Annotated in this window: 22 protein-coding genes and 1 pseudogene; 12 read left to right on the forward strand and 11 right to left on the reverse strand. The window is 66.3% G+C overall.

Going from position 1 to position 24479, the window contains the following annotated elements; genetic code table 11:
* The 7 genes from DL544_RS22030 to DL544_RS13600 form a co-directional block, all read right to left on the reverse strand.
* The gene (locus DL544_RS22030; RefSeq protein ID WP_255312975.1) at positions 1-915 is read right to left on the reverse strand and encodes an acyltransferase family protein; all 915 of its coding nucleotides are present in this window, start codon (positions 913-915) and stop codon (positions 1-3) included.
* The gene (locus DL544_RS22035) at positions 855-1115 is read right to left on the reverse strand and encodes an acyltransferase family protein (protein ID WP_255312976.1); all 261 of its coding nucleotides are present in this window, start codon (positions 1113-1115) and stop codon (positions 855-857) included. Before DL544_RS22035 ends, DL544_RS22030 begins: the two co-directional genes overlap by 61 nt.
* Positions 1116-1168: 53 nt before the next feature.
* Positions 1169-1849 carry a DUF2058 domain-containing protein gene (locus DL544_RS13580; RefSeq protein ID WP_139727353.1) on the reverse strand — a complete coding sequence of 227 codons (681 nt, stop codon included), beginning with the start codon at positions 1847-1849 and terminating at the stop codon, positions 1169-1171.
* Positions 1850-1859: 10 nt separating this feature from the next.
* Complete coding sequence (locus DL544_RS13585) at positions 1860-2102, reverse strand: SlyX family protein (RefSeq protein ID WP_005410256.1); 243 nt, start codon at positions 2100-2102, stop codon at positions 1860-1862.
* Positions 2095-3444, reverse strand: coding sequence for a UDP-glucose dehydrogenase family protein (locus tag DL544_RS13590; protein ID WP_053499456.1), 1350 nt, complete (start codon positions 3442-3444; stop codon positions 2095-2097). Before DL544_RS13590 ends, DL544_RS13585 begins: the two co-directional genes overlap by 8 nt.
* A 23-nt stretch (positions 3445-3467) precedes the next feature.
* Complete coding sequence (locus tag DL544_RS13595) at positions 3468-4445, reverse strand: FKBP-type peptidyl-prolyl cis-trans isomerase N-terminal domain-containing protein (protein WP_139727356.1); 978 nt, start codon at positions 4443-4445, stop codon at positions 3468-3470.
* Positions 4446-4541: 96 nt separating this feature from the next.
* On the reverse strand, positions 4542-5129 hold the full coding sequence (locus tag DL544_RS13600; protein ID WP_005417477.1) for a glutathione peroxidase: 588 nt from the start codon (positions 5127-5129) through the stop codon (positions 4542-4544).
* 601 nt (positions 5130-5730) lie between these two features.
* Here DL544_RS13600 and DL544_RS13610 point away from each other — a divergent pair.
* The 6 genes from DL544_RS13610 (at position 5731) to DL544_RS13635 (ending at position 10070) form a co-directional block, all read left to right on the forward strand.
* Positions 5731-6090, forward strand: coding sequence for a GntR family transcriptional regulator (locus DL544_RS13610; protein WP_005417481.1), 360 nt, complete (start codon positions 5731-5733; stop codon positions 6088-6090).
* Entirely contained in the window at positions 6090-6965 is an 876-nt protein-coding gene (locus DL544_RS13615) for an ABC transporter ATP-binding protein (protein ID WP_061480097.1), read from the forward strand. The genes DL544_RS13610 and DL544_RS13615 overlap by 1 nt, the downstream gene beginning before the upstream one ends.
* Complete coding sequence (locus DL544_RS13620) at positions 6962-7990, forward strand: ABC-2 transporter permease (RefSeq protein WP_065178601.1); 1029 nt, start codon at positions 6962-6964, stop codon at positions 7988-7990. The genes DL544_RS13615 and DL544_RS13620 overlap by 4 nt, the downstream gene beginning before the upstream one ends.
* 25 nt (positions 7991-8015) lie before the next feature.
* Positions 8016-8903 carry a GIN domain-containing protein gene (locus DL544_RS13625; RefSeq protein ID WP_139727358.1) on the forward strand — a complete coding sequence of 296 codons (888 nt, stop codon included), beginning with the start codon at positions 8016-8018 and terminating at the stop codon, positions 8901-8903.
* Positions 8904-8932: 29 nt separating this feature from the next.
* Positions 8933-9538 carry a YggN family protein gene (locus DL544_RS13630; protein WP_065178600.1) on the forward strand — a complete coding sequence of 202 codons (606 nt, stop codon included), beginning with the start codon at positions 8933-8935 and terminating at the stop codon, positions 9536-9538.
* A 106-nt stretch (positions 9539-9644) separates the two neighbouring features.
* Complete coding sequence (locus tag DL544_RS13635) at positions 9645-10070, forward strand: hypothetical protein (protein WP_065186862.1); 426 nt, start codon at positions 9645-9647, stop codon at positions 10068-10070.
* 108 nt (positions 10071-10178) lie between these two features.
* Here DL544_RS13635 and DL544_RS13640 read toward each other — a convergent pair whose 3' ends face one another.
* Complete coding sequence (locus DL544_RS13640; protein ID WP_005417504.1) at positions 10179-11606, reverse strand: class II fumarate hydratase; 1428 nt, start codon at positions 11604-11606, stop codon at positions 10179-10181.
* A 293-nt stretch (positions 11607-11899) separates the two neighbouring features.
* On the opposite strand from DL544_RS13640, the gene purB reads away from it, so the two are divergent.
* From purB to lpdA, 6 genes and pseudogenes are all read left to right on the forward strand, one after another.
* Positions 11900-13267 (forward strand): adenylosuccinate lyase, encoded by a 1368-nt coding sequence (gene purB / locus DL544_RS13645; protein ID WP_065178598.1) that lies wholly within the window; start codon positions 11900-11902, stop codon positions 13265-13267.
* A gap of 727 nt (positions 13268-13994) precedes the next feature.
* Positions 13995-15409 (forward strand): annotated as a pseudogene (locus tag DL544_RS13650) (ribosomal protein uL16 3-hydroxylase).
* An 11-nt stretch (positions 15410-15420) separates the two neighbouring features.
* Complete coding sequence (locus DL544_RS13655; RefSeq protein ID WP_065186073.1) at positions 15421-16317, forward strand: GNAT family N-acetyltransferase; 897 nt, start codon at positions 15421-15423, stop codon at positions 16315-16317.
* A 185-nt stretch (positions 16318-16502) separates the two neighbouring features.
* Positions 16503-19334 carry a 2-oxoglutarate dehydrogenase E1 component gene (locus tag DL544_RS13660; RefSeq protein ID WP_053499858.1) on the forward strand — a complete coding sequence of 944 codons (2832 nt, stop codon included), beginning with the start codon at positions 16503-16505 and terminating at the stop codon, positions 19332-19334.
* A gap of 40 nt (positions 19335-19374) precedes the next feature.
* The gene (sucB, locus tag DL544_RS13665; protein WP_053499860.1) at positions 19375-20574 is read left to right on the forward strand and encodes a dihydrolipoyllysine-residue succinyltransferase; all 1200 of its coding nucleotides are present in this window, start codon (positions 19375-19377) and stop codon (positions 20572-20574) included.
* A gap of 63 nt (positions 20575-20637) precedes the next feature.
* Entirely contained in the window at positions 20638-22074 is a 1437-nt protein-coding gene (gene lpdA, locus DL544_RS13670; protein WP_005417523.1) for a dihydrolipoyl dehydrogenase, read from the forward strand.
* A 114-nt stretch (positions 22075-22188) separates the two neighbouring features.
* On the opposite strand, the gene DL544_RS13675 is transcribed toward lpdA, so the two are convergent.
* The 3 genes from DL544_RS13675 to DL544_RS13685 all read right to left on the reverse strand — a co-directional run bounded on the left by DL544_RS13675 (position 22189) and on the right by DL544_RS13685 (position 24327).
* Positions 22189-22446 (reverse strand): hypothetical protein, encoded by a 258-nt coding sequence (locus tag DL544_RS13675; protein ID WP_139727359.1) that lies wholly within the window; start codon positions 22444-22446, stop codon positions 22189-22191.
* Positions 22443-22655, reverse strand: coding sequence for a hypothetical protein (locus DL544_RS13680; protein WP_065178303.1), 213 nt, complete (start codon positions 22653-22655; stop codon positions 22443-22445). The genes DL544_RS13675 and DL544_RS13680 overlap by 4 nt, the downstream gene beginning before the upstream one ends.
* 241 nt (positions 22656-22896) lie before the next feature.
* A complete protein-coding gene (locus tag DL544_RS13685; protein ID WP_005417526.1) occupies positions 22897-24327 on the reverse strand; it encodes a replicative DNA helicase in 1431 nt (476 codons plus the stop codon).
* Positions 24328-24479: the final 152 nt, after the last annotated feature.

Genomic DNA, 24479 nt, shown 5'->3' on the forward strand with positions numbered 1-24479 from the left:
TCACCACCAGCGCAGCGAAGTCGCCCGCGGCGCCAACGGGCCACGGAAAGGCTGTTCCACCCAGCGCCACGACAGCCAGGACAACACGCCCACCAACAGCATCGCAAGAAGCATCTGCAGCGGCGTATCCAGGCCCACGGTCCAGCGCATCAGTACGAACACCGGCCAATGCCAGAGGTACAGCGAGTAGGACAGCAGGCCGATGCGGCGCATGGGCGCGCAGGCCAGCACGCGGCCGATCCAGGCCTGCGGATGGTTGTGCAGGGCCCACAGCAGGCCCGCCGTCGCGAAGGCCGGCAGCAGGCCGTCCGGCCAAGGTGAATGCCCGGCGCGCGCCGTCCACAGCGCCCAGCCCAGCAGGGCCAGCGACAGCGCGGCCAGCAGCGAGAACACCCACCTGCTGCGGGCCAGCGAGCGCTGGGTCAGTGGATCGAGCGATGCGCGCACGTGCAACAGCTGGAACAGCAGCACACCTGCGCCCAGCTGCCACAACCGCGTGGTCGTTGCGTAGAAGGCCCAGGAAGGCGGGGCCTCGCGCAGGCCCAGTACCGCCGCATGCAGCAGCGATGCGACGCTGACCAGCGCGAACAGGCCCACGCTGAGCCAGCGCCCACGCGCGCCCCGTGCCCAGGCCAGGAACAGCAGCGGAAATAGCAGGTAGAACTGCTCTTCCACACCCAGCGACCAGGTGTGGGTATAGGGATTGAACTCGGCCTTGGGCGCGAAGTAGTCGTTGCCCACCGCGGCCAACACCCAGTTGCTGAAGCCGAAGAAGGCCATCAGCCCGGTCTTGTCACTGGCCTCGCTCAACCACGATTCGGGGATGAACAGCACGCTGGCCACCGCGGTGACCATCAGGCAGGCAACCAGGGCCGGAGCGATACGGCGGATGCGGCGCGCGTAGAAGCGCAGCATCGATGCCCCAGCGACAGTGGCGGCAGGCGGTGCACCGAAGCACTCACCACGAAACCGGAAATGACGAAGAACACGTCCACGCCGGTGAAGCCACCCGGGAGCCAGGCCGGATCCAGGTGGAACACGATCACCGCCAATACGGCGATCGCGCGCAGTCCATCGATGTGCGGTACGTAACCGCGCCCTGCATCAGCCGTCATCCTGCCCCTCCCCCAACTGCCACGTCGGCGGGCGTGGCAGGCAACTCAGTCCATTACCAGACCAGGTCGTCCGGCACCTGGTATTGCGGGTCCGCGTACGGATCTTCCTCGGCCGGCGCGTTCGGATCGACCTTCAGCGCCACCGATGCGGCGAACACCGCCTCGGACTGCGCCAGCACCTCGGCGGTCACCAGCAGGTAGCGGCCATTGAGCTGGACCACGCCCAGCTCACCGGCGTTGAGCGCGGTCAGCTGTTCGGCGGTCACATAGATGCGCTTGATCTTGCCGCCATATGGGAAGTGGCGGGCGATATCGGCCACTTCCGAGTTCAGGCTCTTGTCCTTCAGCAGTTCTTCCAGCTTGGCCTTGGCCTCGCGGCGCACACGCGCTTCTTCCTGCTTCAGGCGCTCGGTCTCGATGCGCTCTTCCTTTTCCTTCTGCGCGCGGATGGCATAGGCCTTGGCCAGGTCCATCTCTTCGGCGCTGCGCGGCTTGCGCGGGCCCTGCTGGCCCGGGCCACGCGACTGGCCGGGCTTGCCCGGGCCGCCATGGCCATGTCCACGACGCTCGCCGGGCGTGTGCTCGCCCTTGCCAGCGCCCTGCGGCTTTCCATTGCCGTTGCCACCCTTGCCCTGCGGGCGACCATCACGGCGGGGGCCATCATTCTTGCGCTCGGGCTTGGGCGCAGGCTTGAAGCCCAGGCCCATCAGCTGGTCGCGGAGGGTATCGCTCATAGGATTCGGATCAGTAGTGCGGCGGCGGCGGTTCGCTCGCCGGATCGGAAGAATTCAGCGCGTTGCGGACCTTGCCCAGGTCTTCCAGCAGCACGCGCAGCACGTCGGCGTTGCGCATGCCCTGCATGCGGGCATCGGCCAGCGCATCGCTCAGTTCGGCCAGCGCCTGTTCCTGGAAGGACACGCGCATTTCCAGTTCGACCAGGCGCGCTTCCAGCGCCTGCTCGCGTTCGGTTGGCAGCAGATCAGACATGCAGCGAGCGCCCCCGGCCAATGCCGTAGTACGCCAGGCCCGCCGCTTCCACATCCGCCGGCTCGTACAGGTTGCGGCCGTCGAACACCACCGCGTCCTTCAACTGCTCGCGCAGCATCTGGAAATCGGGGCTGCGGAACTGCTTCCACTCGGTCACCACGACCAGTGCATCGGCCCCCTGCAGCGCCTCGTCGGCACTGCTGCAGAACACCAGATCATCGCGCTCGCCGAAGATGCGCTGCGACTCGTGCATCGCTTCCGGATCGTAGGCACGCACCGTCGCGCCGCCTTCCCACAGCTGCGCCAGCAGGCGACGGCTGGAGGCTTCGCGCATGTCATCGGTGTTCGGCTTGAACGCCAGGCCCCACACGGCAAAGGTCTTGCCACGCACACCTTCGTCTTCACCCTTGTCGTAATGACGCTGGATGAGAGCGAACAGATGGCCCTTCTGCGCGTCGTTGACCGCTTCCACGGCGTTCAGCAACTTCGGCTCCAGGCCGGCCTGCTGCGCGGTGCGGGCCAGCGCCTGCACATCCTTGGGGAAGCACGAGCCGCCGTAACCGGCGCCCGGGTAGATGAAATGCCAGCCGATGCGCGGATCCGAGCCAATGCCCTGGCGGACCTGCTCGACATCGGCGCCGACACGTTCGGCGATGTTGGCGATTTCGTTCATGAACGAGATCTTGGTCGCCAGCATCGCGTTGGCGGCGTACTTGGTCAGCTCCGCCGAACGCACGTCCATTTCCACCACGCGGTCGTGGTTGCGGTTGAACGGTGCGTACAGGCGCCGCATCACCGCCACCGACTCGGCGCTGGTCGCGCCGATGATGATGCGATCCGGGCGCATGCAGTCGGCGACAGCGTCGCCTTCCTTCAGGAATTCCGGGTTGGACACCACATCGAAGGCGATGTCCGCGCCACGTGCCGCCAACTCTGCGGCAATGGCAGCACGCACCTTGTCGGCGGTGCCCACCGGCACCGTCGACTTGTTGACCACCACGGTCGGCACGCTCATGTGCCGCCCGATGGTACGGGCCACAGCCAGCACGTACTGCAGATCGGCACTGCCATCCTCGTCCGGCGGCGTGCCGACGGCGATGAACACGACCTGGCCGTGGCCGATCGCGGCCGCGGCATCGGTGGTGAACGCCAGCCGCGACGCCGCGTGGTTGGCCTTCACCATCGGTTCCAGGCCCGGCTCATAGATCGGGATGATGCCCTGGTTGAGGCCATCGACCTTGGCCTGGTCGATATCGACGCAGACCACCTGGTGGCCGACGTCGGCCAGGCAGGTACCGGTCACCAGCCCTACATAACCGGTACCGAAAATCGCAACGCGCATGTCCGTGCAGGCTCCGTGGTCGCTTACGGCAGGACGCCCAGCAGCTCGACGTCGAAGGTCAGAGTCGCGTTCGGGCCGATCGGGCCACCCGGGGTGCCGTTCTCACCGTAAGCCAGCTCACCCGGGATCCAGAAGCGGTACTTCGAACCGACCGGCATCAGCGCGACGCCTTCGGTCCAGCCCTTGATCACCTGGTCCAGGCCGAACTCGGCCGGCTGGCGACCATAGGAGCTGTCAAACACGGTGCCGTTGAGCAGCTTGCCTTCGTAGTTCACACGCACCTTGCTGCTCGGCAGCGGGCGCTCGCCGCTACCCGGGCGGATGATCTGGTACTGCAGGCCAGACGGGGTGGTCACCACGCCCGGCTGGGTCTTGTTCTTGGCCAGGAACGCGTTGCCTTCCTCGCGGTTGGTCTGCGCAGCGGCGGCGGCCTTGGCCTGCATCTCGGCCTGCTTGCTGCCCATGAAGGCCTGGATGGTGGCGGTCGCGTCAGCTTCCGTCATCTTCGGCTGGCCCTTGCTCAGGCCTGTGCTGATCGCGTCAAACAGCGAGGCGACATCGATGTCGTCCTTCAGCTGTGCCAGCGACGGGCCGACCGAGTACGAACCGATCATCTGCGACACTTTGACGCGATCGACCTTCGGCGGCTGCGAACCCGGCGCCATGCCCGGCACCTGCTGGCCACTGCGGGCCATCACGACCTGGCGCAACGCGGCATCGGTGGCCTTGGCCTGTTCCTGGGTGATCTGCGGCTGCAGGCCTTCGAACGAACGCTCCACGGCAGTGCGCAGCGCGGCCACATCGATCTCATCGGCGATCGGGGTGAACGACTTGGCGACATCAAGGCCGATGGCGTAGCCGAGCTTCTGCTTGGGGGAATTCAAGGTTGCGGTCTCCTTGACGGCTGCGGGGGCAGCCGGTTGTTGCGACAGAGCGACACCCGAAGTGCCCATCGCCAGAATCAGAACCGACGCCGCGGCGCCGCGCATTCCCATCTTCATTCGCTGCATTCCTGGAAGTGTCTGGGCGCCGACGTCGGCGCGAAAAGAAACATTGTCGCACGCATGCCGTCGATGTCGAGGCATCCGTGCCGGATATCAATGCGTGGCGGCTGCGGCCAGCGCCTTGTCGATGGCGGCGGTCAGCTGCGGATCGTCCGGCGTTACCTTGCTGGCGAACTGGGCAATGACCTTGCCATCGCGGCCGACCAGGTACTTGTGGAAGTTCCAGCCCGGCGCCACGCCGGTGGCCGCGGTCAGCCTCTGGTACAGCGGCGTGGCCTGTGCACCGACGACATGCACCTTCTCGAACATCGGGAACCTGACGCCGTAGGTGAGCGTGCAGAAATCCTGGATCTGCTTTTCGTCACCGGGCTCCTGGCCCTTGAAATCGTTGGACGGGAAACCGAGCACGGCAAAGCCGCGGCCGGCATAACGCTTCTGCAGCGCCTCCAGGCCTTCGTACTGAGGGGTATAGCCGCACTTGCTTGCGGTATTGACCACCAGCAGTACCTGCCCGTGGTAGCGCTGCTGCAGGTTGACCTGCTGCTTGCTGGCCAGTGGGCGGTACTCCAGGTCCAGCAGATCGGCCGCCAGCACATGGCCGGAACCGGCCAGGCCGGCCACCAGCAGGGTCAGCAGGGACAGGCCGCGCAGGCGGCGCGGGATAACGGTCGGCAGGGGCATCGAGAGCGGTCCGCGGTAGCCATTCACAGGGCCGGCCGGTAGCGGCCGGGAATCGGCCGAACTATAGCACCGCCCCCGCCCCCCCGTTGCGGCAAGCGCCAGCGGCTTTGCGCGGCGTGGCGTCTTCCCGCTGGCCTTGCCAACGACGGCGCAGTGATGACATAGCATGGACAACACTGAATGGCAGGCGGAACTGGACCAGCCCGCACATCAAATTTATTTCCCTTTCCAATCAAATGGATAAGAGGATATTTCAGCAATTTGACCACCCCTGCCATCAGTTGGGGACGGCAGGGGGTTGCACCCAGGCGTGCCGGTGTTATAGTTGCATACAACACCAGTCACCTGAGACAGGGGGAAGCCGTGAACGCCCGCATCCGTCGCAACCTCACCGCACCCGCGGCCGCTGCTGTTTCGACCCTGATCGTGCTGGCCTGGCTGGCCACGCCCACCACCCCCGCCTCTCCCGACAGTGCGCAGGACGCAACCGCTGCACCGGCCGGGAACGCCGATTCCTCCCCCCTCCCCCGCGTCGGCTGCACAGCTCCCTGTCCATGCCGTATTTCTCGTTCGCCCAGCCGCTGACCCCACGGAGCTGAATATGAGCGACATCCAGTGGAGCGACGGCGCTCCCATCTACCGTCAATTGAAGGAGCGCGTGATCGCCATGATGCTCGACGGAATCCTGAAGCCGGGCGATGCCCTGCCTTCGGTGCGCCAGGTGGCCGCCGACTATCAACTCAACCCCATCACCGTTTCGCGCGCCTACCAGGAACTGGCCGATGAAGGCCTGGTCGAGAAGCGCCGCGGCCTGGGCATGTTCATGACCGAGCAGGCGGCCACGCAGCTGCGCAGCAGCGAGCGCGAGCGCTTCCTCAACGAAGAATGGCCCGCGGTGCTGGAGCGCATTCAGCGCCTGGGCCTGAGCCTCGACGAATTGCTGCCCCAGGGGAACGTCTGATGAACAGCACTGCAAGCGAACCCGTCATCACCGCGCGAGGCCTGCGCAAGGCCTACAGGACCACGGTAGCCCTCGACAACGCCAGCTTCAGCATTCCGAGCGGGCGCATCGTCGGCTTGATCGGCCCCAACGGCGCCGGCAAGACCACCGCACTGAAGGCCATCCTCGGCCTCACCTCGGTGGAAGGCGACCTGAGCGTGCTCGGCCGCGATCCGCGACTGCATCGCGACGAGCTGATGAATGACATCTGCTTCATCGCCGACGTCGCCGTGCTGCCGCGCTGGCTGAAGGTGCGCGAGGCGATCGACTTCGTCGCCGGCGTGCACCCGCGCTTCGACCGGGCCCGCTGCGAGCGCTTCCTGGCCAATACCAAGCTGCAACCGAAGCAGCGCGTGCGCGAACTGTCCAAGGGCATGATCGTGCAGCTGCACCTGGCGCTGGTGATGGCCATCGACGCCCGCATCCTGGTGCTGGACGAGCCCACTCTCGGCCTGGACATCCTCTATCGCAAGGAGTTCTACCAGCGCCTGCTGGAGGACTACTTCGACGAACAGAAGACCATCATCGTCACCACCCATCAGGTGGAAGAGATCGAGCACATCCTCAGCGACGTCATGTTCATCCGTGATGGCCGCATCGTGCTCGACGCGGACATGGACGATGTCGGCCAGCGCTACACCGAGCTGCTGGTCAACGCCGACCAGCTGGAGACCGCGCGTGCGCTGAAGCCGATCGACGAGCGCAGCTTGGCGTTCGGCAAGACCGTGATGCTGTTCGATGGCGTGCCGCGCGCCCAGCTTTCCACGCTTGGCGAGACCCGCAGCCCGGGCCTGGCCGATCTGTTCGTCGCCATCATGAAGGGGACCTACGCATGAATGCCGTCAACCACCCCGTCAGCCCGATGGGCACCCTGCGCTGGCTGCTCAAGCGCGAGTACTGGGAGAACCGTGGCGGTTTCCTGTATGCACCGTTGATCGCCGGCCTGATCTCGCTGGTGATGAGCACCATCGGCATCGCCTTCGGCCTGTTCGCCCTGCACCGGGCCGCGCGTGATGGTGGCCTGCACATCGACGGCGAAGACGTGAACATCAACGGCCTGGACCTGGCCCTGCTGACCCGCGACATCAGTGCCAAGGATCTGGCTGACCTCGGCAACGGCCTCGACCTGACCCTGGTGCTCAGCTCGGCCTGGCCGTTCCTGGTACTGGCCTTCGTGGTGTTTTTCTACTGCCTGGGTGCCCTGTACGACGACCGCCGCGACCGCAGCATCCTGTTCTGGAAGTCACTGCCGCTGTCGGATACCCAGACCGTGCTGTCCAAGGTGATCAGCGCACTGATCGTGGCCCCGCTGATCGCGGTGATCGCCGGCATCATCACCATGTTCGGCTTCATGCTGGTGATCAGCATCGTCGCGCTGATGCACGGCGGCAGCCCAATGACCCTGATCTGGGGCCCGGCCAGCCCGCTGACCCTGGCCGCCGGCCACCTGGCCTGGATCCCGGTCTACGCCCTGTGGGCCCTGCCCACCGCCGGCTGGCTGCTGCTGTGCTCGGCCTGGGCCCGCAGCAAGCCGTTCCTGTGGGCGGTGATGCTGCCGCTGTTCGCCGGCGTCATCGTCAGCACGACCAAGGTGATGCCGCTGATCGGCCTGACCACGGGCTGGTTCTGGCAGAACATCGTTGGCCGGCTGCTGCTGGGCGGCGTACCGGGCACGGACCTGGTGTATCGCCTCAGCGCCGAGGAAGGCACGCGTCGCGACCTCGAATCGGTGGTCAGCCTGATGTCGCCGGCCTCGCAGCTGAAGTCACTGGCGATGCCGGAACTGTGGATCGGCGCCGCCGTCGGCGCCGTGTTCATCGTCCTTGCCATCCGTCTGCGCAAGCGCGCCGGCGAGATCTGATTCCATCCACCCGGAGGCACCACCCATGCGTTCCCTGCTCGCCTGTTCTGCGTTGTTGCTGTTGCCGCTGTCGGCGCTGGCCGCCGATGCTCCGAACTGCAAGTTCACCGCCGCCCGCACGCTGAAGCTGGATGTGGCCGGTGCCAGGGCTGTGGTGCTCGAGGTCAACCAGCACGACCTGAAGGTCGTCGCCGGCAAGGGCACTGGCCAGCTCGATGGCCGCGCCTGCGCGTCCAGCCAGGAATGGCTGGACCAGCTGGTACTGGACCAGCGCAGGGTGGGCGACAAGCTGGTGGTGAGCCTGCGCCGCGAGGGCCGCGACAGCGGCATCAGCCTGGGCAGCAGCTACGCCTGGCTGGACATCCGTGGCAGCGTGCCGGACAACCTGCCCCTGCAGCTGAAGGTCGGCTCCGGCGACGCCAGCGTAGACAACGCGCAGTCGCTGAGCGTGGATGTCGGCTCCGGTGATGCCATCGTGCGTGGCACCCGCGGCAGCATCCACGCAGCGGTGGGTTCGGGCGACCTGGACATTGATGGCGGCAGTTCGCTGAACCTGCTTTCGCTGGGTTCCGGCGACGTCAAGGTGCGCAACATCGGTGGCGAAGCGGTCACCGGCACTGTCGGTTCGGGTGACCTGAAGATCAGCGATGTCCGCGGCAACGCACGACTGGACACGGTCGGTTCCGGCGACATCGGGTTCAAGCGCGTGCAAGGCAACGTCGAGGTCGGTGTGGTCGGCTCGGGCGATGTTGATCTGTCCGACATCGGCGGCAATGTGCATGTGCGCAGCCACGGCTCGGGGGACATCCAGGTCGATGGCGTGCGCGGCAGCCTGACCGTCGACCACAGCGGCAGCGGCGATGTCGGCCACCGCAACGTCAGTGGCACCGTCACCCTGCCCCGTAAGAAGTAACCGCTAACGGATCGATCGAGGAAACTGCCATGAATCTGCTGCGCGTGCTGCCTGCCACCCTGCTGTGCCTGCCGCTGATCGCCTGCGGCGGCACTTCTTCCGCACCCGACAAGACCATCGGCAAGAGCGTCGCCGAGGCCACCAGCGGCGTCGGCCAGACTGTCAAGGAGGCCATGGACGATGCCCGCAAGGACATCACCGAGGGCAACATCAAGATCTCGGCCGACAAGCAGCCGCGTGCCGAGATCACCCCGGATGGCCGCCTGCTGATCGCCGGCAAGGAAGTGGCCGCCAACGAAACCCAGCGCCGCCAACTGCAGGAGTACCGCGGCCACGTGGTCGCCATTGCAATGGACGGCATGGATGTCGGCCTGGCCGGTGCCAAGCTCGGCGCCAGTGCTGCCGGAGAGGCCCTGAAGGGCATCTTCAGCGGCGACAGCGAGGGCATCGAGAAGCGGATCAATGCCGAGGCGGAGAAGATCGAAGCCCAGGCCAAGCGCATCTGCAACCGCATGCCGGCGATGCTGGCCAGCCAGCAGGCGTTGGCCGCTTCGCTGCCCGCGTTCAAGCCCTACGCCACAATGGACCAGAGTGACGTCGACGACTGCGGCAAGGACACCGTGGTCCAGCGCTAGGCCTGTGACAGATCAGCGCACCCGGCCGGCAGCGGCGCCCCGCTGCCGGCCGTCACGTGCCGACCGGCTTACAATGTCGGCCCCGGACGCCCCCGAACCGAATGCCATGAAGAAGTTGTTCCTGCTGCTGGCCGCCCTGCTCTGCCTGGGCCTGGTCGGCTGTGACAAGGATTACCGCAATCACCGCGCCGAGCGCGGCAAGCCCAAGATTTCCGTCAGCGAAGGCATGGTGACCGTGCGTCGCCCGCCGGCACCGAACATCATCATCCTCGGCGATGGCACGATGAAGCTGGACGAGATCCAGATCCCGCTGGACCAGGGGCAGAAGCAGATGCTGCAGACGATGTTCGGCAAGCTGCAGGTGCTGCGCCAGAACACCCTGGTCGCCGCCCCGGCCGATCCCAACATGCAACCGGTGAAGATCCAGCCGCCGGAGGGCATGGAAGTGATTCCGGCGGACCTGGTCCAGCGCATACCCGAGTTCAAGGATTACACCGACACGTTCGGCAACATCGTCGCCGACCGTCGCTGAAGCAGAAACGCCGCCCCAGGGCGGCGTTTCCTCTTGTAGAGCCGAGCCTATGCTCGGCTGCTGCCCGGAACCTGAGCCGAGCATGGGCTCGGCTCTACAACCAGCAGATCAACCGCCGGCGCCACCACCGCCAGCCTGGATGCCACCTGCGGTCAGTGCGGTCGGATCCAGCAGGCGCCGCAATTCGGCCTCCTCCAGCCCGCTGTCTTCCAGTGCCACGTCCAACACCGGGCGTTGTTCCTTGTAGGCACGCTTGGCGATGGCCGCGGCCTTCTCGTAGCCGATGATCGGATTCAATGCCGTGACCAGGATCGGATTGCGCGCCAGCGCTTCGGCCACACGGTCCTCGCGCACTTTCAACCCGGCGATCGCGCTGTCGGCCAGCAGCCGCGACACATTGGCCAGCAGGCCGATGCCATCGAGCAGGTTCACCGCGATCAGCGGCAGGGTGACGTTGAGCTGGAAGTTTCCGGTCTGCCCGGCCACGGTGATTGCCGTGTGGTGGCCGATCACCTGCGCGCAGGCCATCACGGTCGCTTCCGGAATCACCGGGTTGACCTTGCCCGGCATGATCGAGCTGCCCGGCTGCAGCGCCGGCAGTTCGATCTCGCCCAGCCCGGCCAGCGGACCGGCATTCATCCAGCGAAGATCATTGGCGATCTTGATCAGCGCCACGGCCAGTGCATTGAGCTGGCCCGACAGTTCCACGGCATCATCCTGCGCGGCCAGGCCCTCGAACTTGTTCTCGGCGCTGTCGAACTTGAAACCGGTCTGTTGCTTCAGTGCCTTGGCCACCTGCGCGCCGAAGCGCGGGTCGGCATTGATGCCGGTGCCGATGGCGGTGCCACCCAGCGGCAGGCGGCGCACGCGCCTGAGGCTGTCTTCGATCCGCTCCTGCGCCGAGGCCAGCTGTGCCGACCATGCGCCGAACTCCTGCTCGAAGGTCAGTGGCATCGCGTCCATCAGGTGGGTACGGCCGGTCTTGACCACCTTGCGCAGGCTGCGGCCCTTCTTGTCCAGGGTCTTGCGCAGGTGCACCAGCGCCGGCAGCAGCTGCTCATGCGTCGCCAACACCGCCGACACGCGCAGCGCGGTCGGAATCACGTCGTTGGAGCTCTGCCCCTGGTTGACGTGGTCATTGGGGTGCACGGCGGTCTTGCCCGCCTTGCCGGCACGGTTGGCCAGTGTGGCGATGACCTCATTGGCATTCATGTTCGACGACGTGCCCGAACCAGTCTGGTAGACATCGATCGGGAACTGCGCATCCCAGTTGCCGGCGGCCACTTCGGCGGCAGCGGTCTGGATGGCCTTGGCCACGTTCTTCGGCAGATGGCCCAGCTCCGCGTTGACGCCCGCGGCGGCGCCCTTGACCAGGCCCAGGGCACGGATGAAACCGCGCGGCATGCGCTGGCCCGACACCGGGAAGTTCTGCACGGCACGCTGGGTCTGCGCGCCCCACAGGGCGTCGGCAGGCACCTGCAGCTCGCCCATGCTGTCGTGTTCGATTCTGAAACCCTTGCTTGCAGCTTTGCTCATTGCATCAACTCCGCACTACTTCAGTTGGGGAAAGGGAAGCGGCGGCTGGCAGGGTGTCGCTTCCCGGGCTGGCGGCTGCGCCAACGATACTCCCTTGCCCGCAGCGTGGGATGACGAGCGCGGGCCAGATCGTTCCGTCTGCACGGCCGTTGTGCACGCGCAGGGGTAGTGCCGGCCGCTGGCCGGCAATCCATGGAAGCGTAGGCCGGGCGTGGTTGCCGGCCAGCGGCCGGCACTACCTGACCGGCACGTCGTAGAATATGGCCCCCGCCGCTCGCCCCAGCCCTGCCGACATGTCCGATTCCGCCCTGCTCGCCCTGTCCCCGCTCGATGGCCGCTATGCCGGCAAGGTCGACGCCCTGCGCCCGATCTTCTCCGAGTACGGCCTGATCAAGGCCCGCATCACGGTCGAGGTGGAATGGCTGCTGGCGCTGGCCGCCGAGCCGGGCATCGTCGAACTGGCCCCGTTCTCCGACGCCGCCGTCGCCCGCCTGCGCGCCCTGGCCGCCAGCTTCAGCCCGGCCCAGGCTGCACGCGTGAAGGAGATCGAGCGCACCACCAACCATGACGTCAAGGCGGTGGAGTACTTCATCAAGGAACAGCTGAAGGACGACGCCGAGCTGGCTCCGGCGCTGGAATTCGTGCATTTCGCCTGCACCAGCGAAGACATCAACAATCTCAGCTACGGCCTGATGCTGGAACAGGCCCGCCGTGAAGTGCTGCTGCCGACCCTGGACGGCATCGCCAGCACCCTGCGCAGCCTGGCCCACGCCCAGGCCGGCCAGCCGATGCTGTCGCGCACCCACGGCCAGACCGCCTCGCCGACCACCTTGGGCAAGGAACTGGCCAACGTGGTCGCCCGCCTGGAGCGCCAGCGCAGGCAGATTGCCGCAGTCGAACTGACCGGCAAAATCAACGGTGCGGTCGGCAACTACAACGCCCACATCGCCAGCTACCCGGACGTGGACTGGCCTGCCTTCGCCGAGCGCTTCGTGACCGGCCTGGGCCTGGTATTCAACCCGTACACCACGCAGATCGAGCCGCACGACAACGTGGCCGAGATCGGCGATGCCGCACGCCGCGCCAACATCATCCTGATCGACCTGGCCCGCGACATCTGGGGCTACATCTCGCTGGGCTACTTCAAGCAGCGCCTGAAGGAAGGCGAAGTCGGCTCGTCGACGATGCCGCACAAGGTCAATCCGATCGACTTCGAGAATGCGGAAGGCAATTTCGGCATCGCCAACGCCCTGTTCGAGCACTTCAGCGCCAAGCTGCCGATCAGCCGCTGGCAGCGTGACCTGACCGATTCCACCGTGCTGCGTGCGCTGGGCACCGCGTTCGGCCACAGCCAGGTGGCGCTGGATTCGCTGGCCAAGGGCCTGGGCAAGCTGGAGGTGAACCCGCAGCGCCTGGATGCGGATCTGGACGCGGCCTGGGAAGTGCTGGCCGAGGCCGTGCAGACGGTGATGCGCCGCCATGGCCTGCCGAACCCGTACGAGCAGCTGAAGGCGCTGACCCGCGGCCAGGGCATCACGGCCGAGTCGATGCGTGCGTTCGTGCAGGGGCTGGAGCTGCCGACGGATGCGAAGCAGCGTCTGCTCGAGATGACCCCGGGCAGCTACACCGGCCTGGCCGAGGCGCTGGCAAAGAAGATCTAAGGGGTTTGCTTGCGGCGGCGGCCGCGGGCGCTGCCTGCGGCAGGCTTAACTGCAACTGCAACGTCAAAGGCGGCTCTGGGTTACTGCCTCGCTTGGCGGGGCGGGTTGGGTTCGCGGGGGACGCCGTGAACCCGTCCCTGGGGGCTTGGCCGCGGCATCCATGCCGCGGACACCCCGCGAACCCAACCCGCCCCACCTCTGACAGTTTCCCGGTGACGGATCGAAGAGCATTGGGTTGTCGGGACGGAATTTGAAAGAGGGACGCGGCTTCGCCGCGTCCCTCTTTGTTTGAGGGTCTTTTGTAGAGCCGAGCCCGTGCTCGGCTGCTTTTGGGCACGGGCAACAGCAAGCCGAGCGTTGGCTCTGCTCTACATGAGCAAGCGCAGCGCGCGACCCGCTTTTGCCTTTGATTTTCTTCTTTCATTCCGTGGCGGGCCGCGCAGGAAACTGTCAGGGGCCGGGCGGGTGGGCTGCGCGGGGGTGTCCGCCGCATGGATGCGGCGGCCAAACTTACAGGGACGTACTTGCAGCGTCCCCCGCGCAGCCCACCCGCCCGGCCAAGCGCGGCTTTTGCTTGTGAACCCGTCCCCGCCACGAGGGGCTCCGCCGTTGGCCGGACACCCCGCGACAAACCACCACACGTGCGCAATCCCACGAACGTCGGACAATGGAGACCTCGGCGGCCCGCCACGCCGCCCCTCCCGCTTTCCGCTGCAAGGATTCCCCCATGGCCGCCCGCAAGTCCTCCGCCCCCTCATCGAAGTCACCGCCCGCCCCGGCCAGCCGCTGGGCATGGCGCCGGCCACCTTCCTGCGCGACTTCTGGCAGAAACGCCCGCTGCTGATCCGCAACGCCTTCCCCAACTTCCAGACCCCGGTGCAGCCGGAAGACCTGGCCGGGCTGGCCTGCGAGGAAGGCGTGCTGGCGCGCCTGATCGAGCACGACAAGACCCGGGACGGCTGGCGCGTGCGCACCGGCCCGTTCCAGGAAGACGTGTTCCCGGCCCTGCCCGACCACGACTGGACCCTGCTGGTGCAGGACGTGGACAAGTGGGACCCGGACGTGCGCGCCCTGATCGAACACTTCAGCTTCCTGCCGCGTTGGCGCATGGATGACGTGATGATCAGCTTCGCCGCCACCGGCGGCTCGGTCGGCGCCCATGTCGACCAGTACGACGTGTTCCTGCTGCAGGCCCACGGCCACCGCCGCTGGCAGATCGACGCCAGCGAATCGATCAAGGGCAAGCAGCCACCGCTGGGCTTCCGCCCGGACGTGGAACTGAAGCTGCTGAAGGTGTTCAAGCCGACCCACGACTGGGTGCTGGCGCCGGGCGACATGTTGTACCTGCCGCCGAACGTGCCGCACCACGGCGTCGCCGAGGATCCCTGCCTGACGTTCTCCTTCGGCATGCGCGCGCCGTCCTCGGCCGAGCTGATCAGCGACTACCTCGACACCCTGATCGCCGATGCCGACGAGAACATCCGTTACCAGGATGCCGACCTCAAGGTGCCGGCCGACCCGAACGAAATCGACACGGTGGCGATGGCGCGGGTGATCACCGCGCTCAACGCCATCCGCATGAACGACCCGGACAAGCTGGGTGACTGGTTCGGTCGCTTCATCACCACCTACCGCGCCGCCGGCGAAGTGATGGCCCACCAGGCCGCACCGGCACCGGAGGAAGTGGTCCAGGCGCTGGCCTCCGGCCTGCTGCTGCAGCGCCACCCGTGGGCACGCCTGGCCTGGCGCCGGGCCAAGCGCGGCGCCAGCCTGTACGTCAGCGGCCAGGACTTCGCGCTGCCGGTGAAGGACGCCCAGCGCCTGGCCGGTGCCGAGCAGCTCGACGCCGCCGCCTATCGCGGCCTGTCCGACAAGGGCCGTGCCGTGCTCCAGCAGCTGCTGGTCGGTGGCGTGTTCCAGCTGATCGATCCGAACGAGGTGTATGACGCTGAAGAGGAGGATGACGGCGAAGACGCCGTGGTGCTCGGCGAAGTGGTCGAAGGCCGTGACCGTGTCGACGCGATCGACGCAGACGCGGTGTCCGACGATGTCCACACCGTGACCGTGCACGACGACGGCATCGAAGTCATCGTCAACTTCGAGGATCACGACGAAGGCGACAGCGACGACGGTCGCGCCTGAGCCCTGCCGCCATGGTCCGGGTCCAGCAGGTCAGCCACGCCGACGCCCACGTTGCCATCCACGACGTGCGCCAACGCGTGTTCGTGCAGGAACAGGGCATCGCCGCGGAACTGGAACGCGATGCGCTGGACCCGCTCAGCGTCCATGTGCTGGCCCTGGACAGTGACAACCAGCCGGTCGGCACCGGCCGGCTGGCCCCGGACGGCCGCATCGGCCGCATGGCGGTGTTGGCCAGCCATCGCAGCCACGGGGTCGGTGAGGCCCTGCTGGAGGCACTGGTCGAGGCCGGGCGCAGGCTCGGCCTGGCCGAGCTGCACCTGCACGCCCAGCTGCCCGCCCGCGATTTCTATGCCCGCCAGGGCTTCCTGCCGGAAGGCGAGGTGTTCGAGGAGGCCGGCATCGGCCACCAGCAGATGCGCCGCCGGCTGGGCGCGACCAGCGCGATCGACCGCCGCGAGCAGGCGGTGGCCATCACCACGGCCATCGTCCACCGCGCCCGCCGCCAGCTGTGGCTGCACAGCCGCCAGCTGGACCCGGGACTGCTCGACGCGGCGCCGGTGCAGGCCGCCCTGCGCCGCTTCGTCACCGCCCGCCACGACAAGCAGCTGCGGGTGATCGTGCACGATGCCGCTGCGATCGCCTCTGCCGGGGCACCGCTGCTGGCGCTGGCCCAGCGCTTGCCGAGCGTGATCCAGTTCCGCGAGGTCAGCGACCCGGTCGACCGCGCGCTGGCCTCTTCCTGCCTGCTCAACGATGCGGGCGACTTCTACTTTCGTCTGATCGGCCATCGCCTCGACGGCGAGGCCGGTATCGCGCTGCCGGCACGTTCGCAGCCGTTCGGGCAGCAATTGCAACGCGTCTGGGACCGTTCGCGCGATTGCAGCGAACTGCGCGCGCTCGGCATCTGAGCCGGCACCGCTGACCCAACCTGTCTGGAACCGGCACCAGCGGACGCGGGATACCTGTGGTGGTGCCCTTCGTGTCCCGTTGGGGGTACAATTTGGCTGTTTGAACGCGCCCGCGCAGGGCTATTCATCTTCCTGCCGGGTCCTTCTGAAGCCATACCCCACAAAGCGAATCAACACCCTCCATCGTGGACAATCAACTGAAGCAGTTTGCGCAATCTTCGCAACTCGCCGGCGGCAACGCCTCCTATGTCGAGGACCTGTACGAGCAGTACCTGGTCTCCCCGGATAGTGTCGATCCCAAATGGAAAACCTACTTCGACGGCTTCAAGGGCCGCGAAGCAGGTGACATTCCGCACTCGGCCGTCATCTCCCACATCGCGGACGCGGCCAAGGATGCGCTGAAAGCTGGCACCGGCACCGGTGCGGGCGACGAGCGCGAGCGCAATGTCGGTCGTCTGATCACCGCCTACCGCTCGCGCGGCCACCTGGACGCCCGCCTCGATCCGCTGGGCCTGGCCGCGCCGGTCAACACCCCGGACCTGGGCCTGCCGTTCCACAGCCTGTCCGATGCCGATCTCAACAGCGAGTTCAGCACCGGCGGCGTCGGCGGCCAGCCGCGCATGAAGCTGCGCGACCTGCTCGCACGCCTGAAGGCGACCTACACCGGCTCGATCGGTGCGGAGTTCATGCACATCTCCGAGGTCGAGCAGCGCCAGTGGATCTACAAGAAGCTGGAAGCGGCCGGTGGCAACTACCAGCTGGACGCTGACACCCAGCGCCGCACCCTGGAGCGCCTGACCGCGGCCGAAGGCCTGGAGCGCTACCTGCACACCAAGTACGTCGGCCAGAAGCGCTTCTCGCTGGAAGGCGGCGACTCGCTGATCCCGATGATGGACACCATCATCCGCAGCGCCGGCAAGGATGGCGTCAAGGACGTGGTGATCGGCATGGCCCACCGCGGCCGCCTGAACGTGCTGGTCAACACCCTGGGCAAGAACCCGCGCAAGCTGTTCGACGAATTCGAAGGCAAGTTCGAGCACGACGAGCACGCGTCGGCCGGCGACGTGAAGTACCACATGGGCTTCTCCGCCGACGTGGCCACCGACGGTGGCCCGGTGCACCTGGCGCTGGCGTTCAACCCGTCGCACCTGGAAATCGCCGACCCGGTCGTGGCCGGTTCCGTGCGTTCGCGCCAGGAGCGCCGCAAGGACACCGCACGCAAGCAGGTCATGCCGATCCTGATCCACGGCGACGCGGCCTTCTCCGGCCAGGGCGTGGTCATGGAGCTGTTCCAGATGTCGCAGGCCCGCGGCTTCGCCGTCGGCGGCACCGTGCACATCGTGGTCAACAACCAGGTCGGCTTCACCACTTCCAACCCGCTGGATACGCGCTCCACGCGCTATGCCACCGACGTGGCGAAGATGATCGCCGCCCCGGTGCTGCACGTGAACGGCGATGATCCGGAAGCCGTCGTGTTCGCCGCGCAGCTGGCCTTCGAGTTCCGCCAGAAGTTCGCCAAGGACGTGGTCATCGACCTGATGTGCTACCGCCGTTGGGGCCACAACGAGGCCGACGAGCCGGCGATCACCCAGCCGCTGATGTACCAGGTGATCCGCAAGCACCCCACCACCCGCGAGATGTATGCCGAGCAGCTGGAAAAGGCGGGCGTGATCGCCGCCGGTGCCGGCAAGGCCATGGTCGATGCCTACCGCGAGAAGCTGGACGCCGGTGAAGTGACCACCGAGCTGGCCAAGGTCGAGAAGACTCCGCCGACCAGCCCGCTGTTCGTCGATTGGCCGAAGCTGCTGGAAGGCAAGCTGTCCGACCCGGTCTCGACCAAGGTCGAGAAGAACAAGCTGGTCGAGCTGGCCAAGCTGATCAACACCATCCCGGACGAAGTGCAGCTGCACTCGCGCGTGGCCAAGGTCTACGACGACCGCCGCAAGATGGCCGCCGGCGAGATCGCGGGCGACTGGGGCTTTGCCGAGAACCTGGCCTACGCCACCCTGCTCGACGAAGGCCACGCGCTGCGCCTGGTAGGCCAGGACGTCGGCCGCGGTACGTTCACGCACCGCCATGCGATCCTGCACGACCAGAAGACCGACAACTACTACATGCCGCTGCGGCAGCTGGTGGACTCGCCGGAGAAGGCCACCGTCATCGACTCGCTGCTGAGCGAAGAAGCGGTGATGGCCTACGAGTACGGTTTCTCCACCACCGATCCGAACACGCTGTGCATCTGGGAAGGCCAGTTCGGCGACTTCGCCAACGGTGCCCAGGTGGTGATCGACCAGTTCATCGCCGCCGGTGAAGCCAAGTGGGGCCGCATTTCCGGCCTGACCCTGCTGCTGCCGCATGGCTATGAAGGACAAGGCCCGGAACACAGCTCGGCGCGCCTGGAGCGCTTCCTGCAGCTGTGCGCCCTGGAGAACATGCTGGTTGTCGTGCCGTCGACCCCGGCGCAGGCCTTCCACATGCTGCGTCGCCAGCTGCACATGACCACCCGCAAGCCGCTGGTGGTGATGTCGCCGAAGTCGCTGCTGCGCCACAAGCTGGCCGTGTCGACCCTGGACGAACTGGCCAATGGCGAGTTCCAGCACCTGATCGGCGACGCCAATGCCGATGCCAAGAAGGTCAAGCGCGTGGTGCTGTGCTCGGGCAAGGTCTACTACGACCTGCTGGAAGACCAGACCAAGCGTGGCCAGGACGACGTGGCGATCATCCGCGTGGAGCAGCTGTATCCGTTCCCGCGTGCGCTGCTGGCTGCCGAGCTGAAGAAGTACGGCAAGGCCACCGACGTGGTGTGGACGCAGGAAGAACCGCAGAACCAGGGCGCGTGGTACCAGATCCGCCACCACCTGCAGTTCTGCCTGGCCGATGGCCAGAACCTGCACTACGCCGGTCGCGCACGTTCGGCGTCGCCGGCTGCCGGTCACATGGCTGACCACGTCCGCGAGCAGCAGCAGCTGATTGCCGACGCACTGGTCAACCCGTTCAACGACACGTTCGCTGAATAATCCTCCCCCTATTTAGAAGACAAACCAGGAAGCTCCCGCAATGGCCACCGAAGTCAAAGCCCCGGTACTGCCCGAATCCGTCGCCGACGGCACCATCGCCACCTGGCACAAGAAGGTGGGCGACGCCGTCAAGCGCGACGAAAACCTGCTTGACCTGGAAACCGACAAGGTCGTGCTGGAAGTGCCGTCGCCGGTTGACGGCGTGCTGAAGGAAATCAAGTTCAAGGAAGGCGATACCGTGACCTCCAGCCAGGTCGTGGCGATCATCGAAGAAGGCGCCGTGGCTGCGGCTCCGGCCCCGGCCGCTGAAGAGAAGAAGGCTGAAGCCGCACCGGCCGCCGCTGCTCCGGCCGCAGCCGCCGCTCCGGCTCCGGCTGCCAAGTCGGCCGCCGACACCCTGCCGCCGGGCGCCCGCTTCACCGCCATCACCGAAGGCGTGAACCCGGCCGACGTCGACGGCACCGGCCGTCGTGGTGCAGTGACCAAGGAAGACATCGTCAACTTCGCCCGCAACGGCGGCGCCGGCAAGGCCGGTGGTGCACGTCCGGAAGAGCGCGTGCCGATGACCCGCATCCGCAAGCGCATCGCCGAGCGCCTGATGGAGTCGAAGAACTCCACCGCCATGCTGACCACCTTCAACGAAGTCGACCTGTCCAAGGTGTCGGCGGCGCGCAAGGAGCTGCAGGACGAGTTCGTCAAGGCCCACGGCATCAAGCTGGGCTTCATGAGCTTCTTCGTGAAGGCCGCTGCCAACGCGCTGCAGCGCTTCCCGCTGGTCAACGCCTCGATCGACGGCGACGACATCATCTACCACGGCTACTCGGACATCTCGATCGCCGTGTCGACCGAGAAGGGCCTGGTCACGCCGGTCCTGCGCAACGTCGAGCGCATGTCGTTCGCCGACATCGAGAAGACCATCGCCGACTACGCCAAGAAGGCACGTGACGGCAAGCTGGGCCTGGAAGAACTGCAGGGCGGCACCTTCACCGTGACCAACGGCGGCACCTTCGGTTCGCTGCTGTCGACCCCGATCATCAACCCGCCGCAGAGCGCCATCCTGGGCATGCACGCCATCAAGGAGCGTCCGATCGCCCAGAACGGCCAGGTCGTGATCGCGCCGATGATGTACCTGGCGCTGTCCTACGACCACCGCATCATCGACGGAAAGGACTCGGTGCAGTTCCTGGTGGACATCAAGAACCAGCTGGAAAACCCGGGCCGCATGCTGTTCGGCCTGTAAGAAACCTCCCGCCCCTCCGCGCCTGCGCGGAGGGGTTCTGGTAATGCATCAAGGAATAATTCAATGGCTGAACAATTCGACGTCGTCGTCATCGGTGCCGGCCCGGCCGGTTACCACGCTGCCATCCGCGCGGCCCAGCTGGGCCTGAAGACCGCCTGCATCGACGCAGCGCTGGGCAAGGACGGCAAGCCGGCCCTCGGCGGCACCTGCCTGCGCGTGGGCTGCATCCCGTCCAAGGCGCTGCTCGATTCCTCGCGCCAGTTCTGGAACATGGGCCACATCTTTGGCGACCACGGCATCAGCTTCAAGGATGCCAAGATCGACGTCGAGGCGATGATTGGACGCAAGGACAAGATCGTCAAGCAGTTCACCGGCGGCATCGGCATGCTGTTCAAGGCCAACAAGGTCGCCGCCTACTACGGCTTCGGCCAGCTGCAGCCCGGCAACGTGGTCAAGGTGAAGCAGCACGACGGTTCGGAAGTCGAGCTGAAGGGCACCAACGTCATCATCGCGGCCGGTTCGGATTCGATCGAACTGCCGTTCGCCAAGTTCGACGGCGAGACCATCGTCGACAACGTCGGCGGCCTGGACTTCACCGAAGTGCCGAACCGCCTGGCGGTGATCGGTGCCGGCGTGATCGGCCTGGAACTGGGCAGCGTGTGGAAGCGCCTGGGCGCTGAAGTCACCATCCTTGAGGCCATGCCGGAGTTCCTGGCGGCTGCCGACGCCGAAGTGGCCAAGGCCGCTGCCAAGGAATTCAAGAAGCAGGGCCTGGACATCAAGCTCAATGCCAAGGTTTCCAAGACCGAGATCACCGGCAAGGGCAAGAAGAAGGAAGTCATCGTCACCTACACTGACGCGGAAGGCGAAAAGACCCTGACCGTGGACAAGCTGCTGGTGGCCGTCGGCCGTCGCGCCGCCACCAAGGGCCTGCTGGCCGAAGGCACCGGCGTCAAGGTCAACGAGCGCGGCCAGATCGAAGTCGACGCGCACTGCCACACCGGCGTCAACGGCGTGTGGGCGGTCGGCGACTGCGTGCGCGGCCCGATGCTGGCGCACAAGGGCTTCGAGGAAGGCATCGCGGTGGCTGAGCTGATCGCCGGCCTGCCGGGCCACGTCAACTTCGACACCATCCCGTGGGTCATCTACACCGAGCCGGAACTGGCCTGGGTCGGCAAGACCGAAGCCCAGCTGAAGGCCGAGGGCATTCCGTACAAGGCCGGCAGCTTCCCGTTCGCCGCCAACGGCCGTGCCGTAGCGATGATCGAGCCGGCGGGGTTCGTGAAGATCCTGGCCCATGCCGAAACCGATCGCATCCTCGGCATGCACCTGGTTGGCGCCAACGTCTCCGAACTGGTGCACGAAGGCGTGCTGACCATGGAGTTCAGCGGCTCGGCCGATGACCTGGCCCGCATCTGCCACGCCCACCCGTCGCTGTCGGAAGTGATCCACGACGCCGCGATGGCGGTCAGCAAGCGCGCCATCCACAAAGCGAACTGATCGTCCACCTGGTAGTGCCGGCCGCTGGCCGGCTTCACCCGGATTCAAGAAGCCCCGCCTTGGCGGGGTTTTTTGTTGCTCATTTTCCTGTAGCGCCGAGCATTGGGCTCGGCGCTACACCTTTCCAGCGGGCTTCTTCGGTGGATCGTCACAGATCCGATGCTGCACCACCGTCTCGCCGACCTTCCATTCCTTCGTGACCCGGCAGCGCTCCCTGTCCCCGGGCCTCGTCGAAGCCTTCGCCCCAGCAGCATTCGCTTCGTCGGCACCGGCTGCCTGCTGGCGCTCCAGCCACACCGAAGGCGGTGCTGGAGGAGCGGCCTGTAGCGGGCCCGCCAACAGGGCCAGACCGACCAGCACCACCGCCCTCATGCGGGCACCGTCCGGCCACCGAGCATGCGCGCCGGCAGCATGAACAGCGCGCGCAGGAAGGCGAACAGCGCCGAGAAGGTGATGCCGACCAGTCGGAACGGCAGGCTCAGCAGCCACACGAACGGCCAGGCGATCAGGGCGAGGATCGCCAGCGGCCAGCACAGTACGAACAGCAGGCACCACACACCGAGCGCGAACAGGGTCTTCATCACGGTCTCCTTGGGACGGCACCCTGCCGCCTGCGGACACCTTGGCGCCCTACCCTGGCGCCGGCAAACAGTTTGCGACGAAACCGGGCTGGCGGCGATGAAACCGGTCCAGCGCAGCGCAACGCCACGCCCACGCGCGGCTGCGCTTCGTGGCGACCGCATGGAACCCGCGCTGACAGCAGCTCCTGCCGGTGCCTTGGCTCGCCCGATGGTGGTTGCCGGCCAGCGGCCGGCATGACCGCTATTCGAACGAACCGACCGAGTCGTGGGCCAGGTTGTCGAAGCGGGTGTACTCACCGAAGAACTTCAGTTTGCACGAGCCGGTCGGGCCACCACGGTGCTTGCCGATGATGATTTCGGCCAGGCCCTTGTCCGGCGAGTTTTCCTTGTTGTAGTAGTCGTCGCGGTAGATGAACACGATCATGTCCGCGTCCTGCTCGATTGCGCCCGATTCGCGAAGGTCGGCCATCACCGGGCGCTTGTCGGTACGCGTTTCCAGCGAGCGGTTGAGCTGCGACAGCGCGATCACCGGCACGTTCAGTTCCTTGGCCAGGCCCTTCAGCGAACGCGAGATCTCCGAGATTTCGGTCGCGCGGTTCTCGCTGTTGCCCGGCACGCTCATCAGCTGCAGGTAATCGATCACCACCAGGCCCAGGTCATGCTCGCGCTTGAGGCGGCGGCACTTGGAACGCAGCACTTCAGGCGACACGCCCGGCGTGTCGTCGATGAAGATCTTGGTTTCCTTCAGCATCTTGATCGCGCTGGTGACGCGACTCCAGTCCTCGTCCTCCAGCTGGCCGGTACGCAGGCGCTGCGCGTTGATGCGTCCATTGGAGGAAATCAGGCGCATCGCCAGCTGCGACGCCGACATTTCCATCGAGAACACCGCCACGCCCTTCTTCGACTTGATCGCCGCGTACTCGGCGATGTTCAGCGCGAAGGTGGTCTTGCCCATTGCCGGGCGCGCCGCGAGGATGATCAGGTCGGTCGGCTGCAGGCCAGCGGTCATCGCGTCGAAATCGTTGTAACCGGTCGGCAGGCCGGTGATGTTGCCGCCGTTCTCGAAGCGATTGCGCAGCTCCTCGAAGGCATCCTTCAGTGCACCGGGCATGGCCACGAAATCGGTACGGCCACGCGCACCCTGTTCGGCGATTGCAAACACGCTCTTTTCCGCCGAGGCCAGCAGCTCGCTGCTGTCACGCCCCTCCGGCTGGAAACCGTCGTTGACGATGTCGGTGCCGACCTGGATCAGCTGCCGCAGCACCGCCTTGTCGCGCACGATCTCGGCGTAGGCCACGATGTTGGCAGCTGACGGCGTGGTACTGGCCAGTTCGATCAGGTAGGCGCCGTCACCCACCAGTTCCATCTTGCCCTGCGATTCAAACCACTCGCCCAGCGTCACCGCGTCGAACGGCCGTTCGCGCTCGGACAGCTCGCGGATCGCACGATAGATCATCTGGTGATCGCGACGATAGAAGTCGCTTTCGGTCAGCTGGTCGTTGACACGGTCATACGCCTCGGGCGCCAGCATCAGGCCACCCAGCACCGCCTGCTCGGCTTCCACCGAATGGGGCGGTACCCGCAACTGGTCGATGCGCGACTCGTCGCGATCGCGATCGAAGCCATCACCGCGCTCTCTGCGGTTGGAACGGAAGCCGGGACGAGCGGACATGCTGCGGTGTTTCCTGCAAAAGTGGGCCAGACGAGTGTAGGCATGTGCCGACCCCGGCAGCCATGGACAAGCCTGTGGATAAGCCGTGGGAAAACGGGGGATATCCGCCGGTACCTGGCCAGACTGGCGTGAAAGCGTCGCACTGCCTGCGA

Origin of the sequence: Stenotrophomonas sp. pho (assembly GCF_006228405.1) — a bacterium.
Lineage (GTDB): Bacteria > Pseudomonadota > Gammaproteobacteria > Xanthomonadales > Xanthomonadaceae > Stenotrophomonas > Stenotrophomonas sepilia.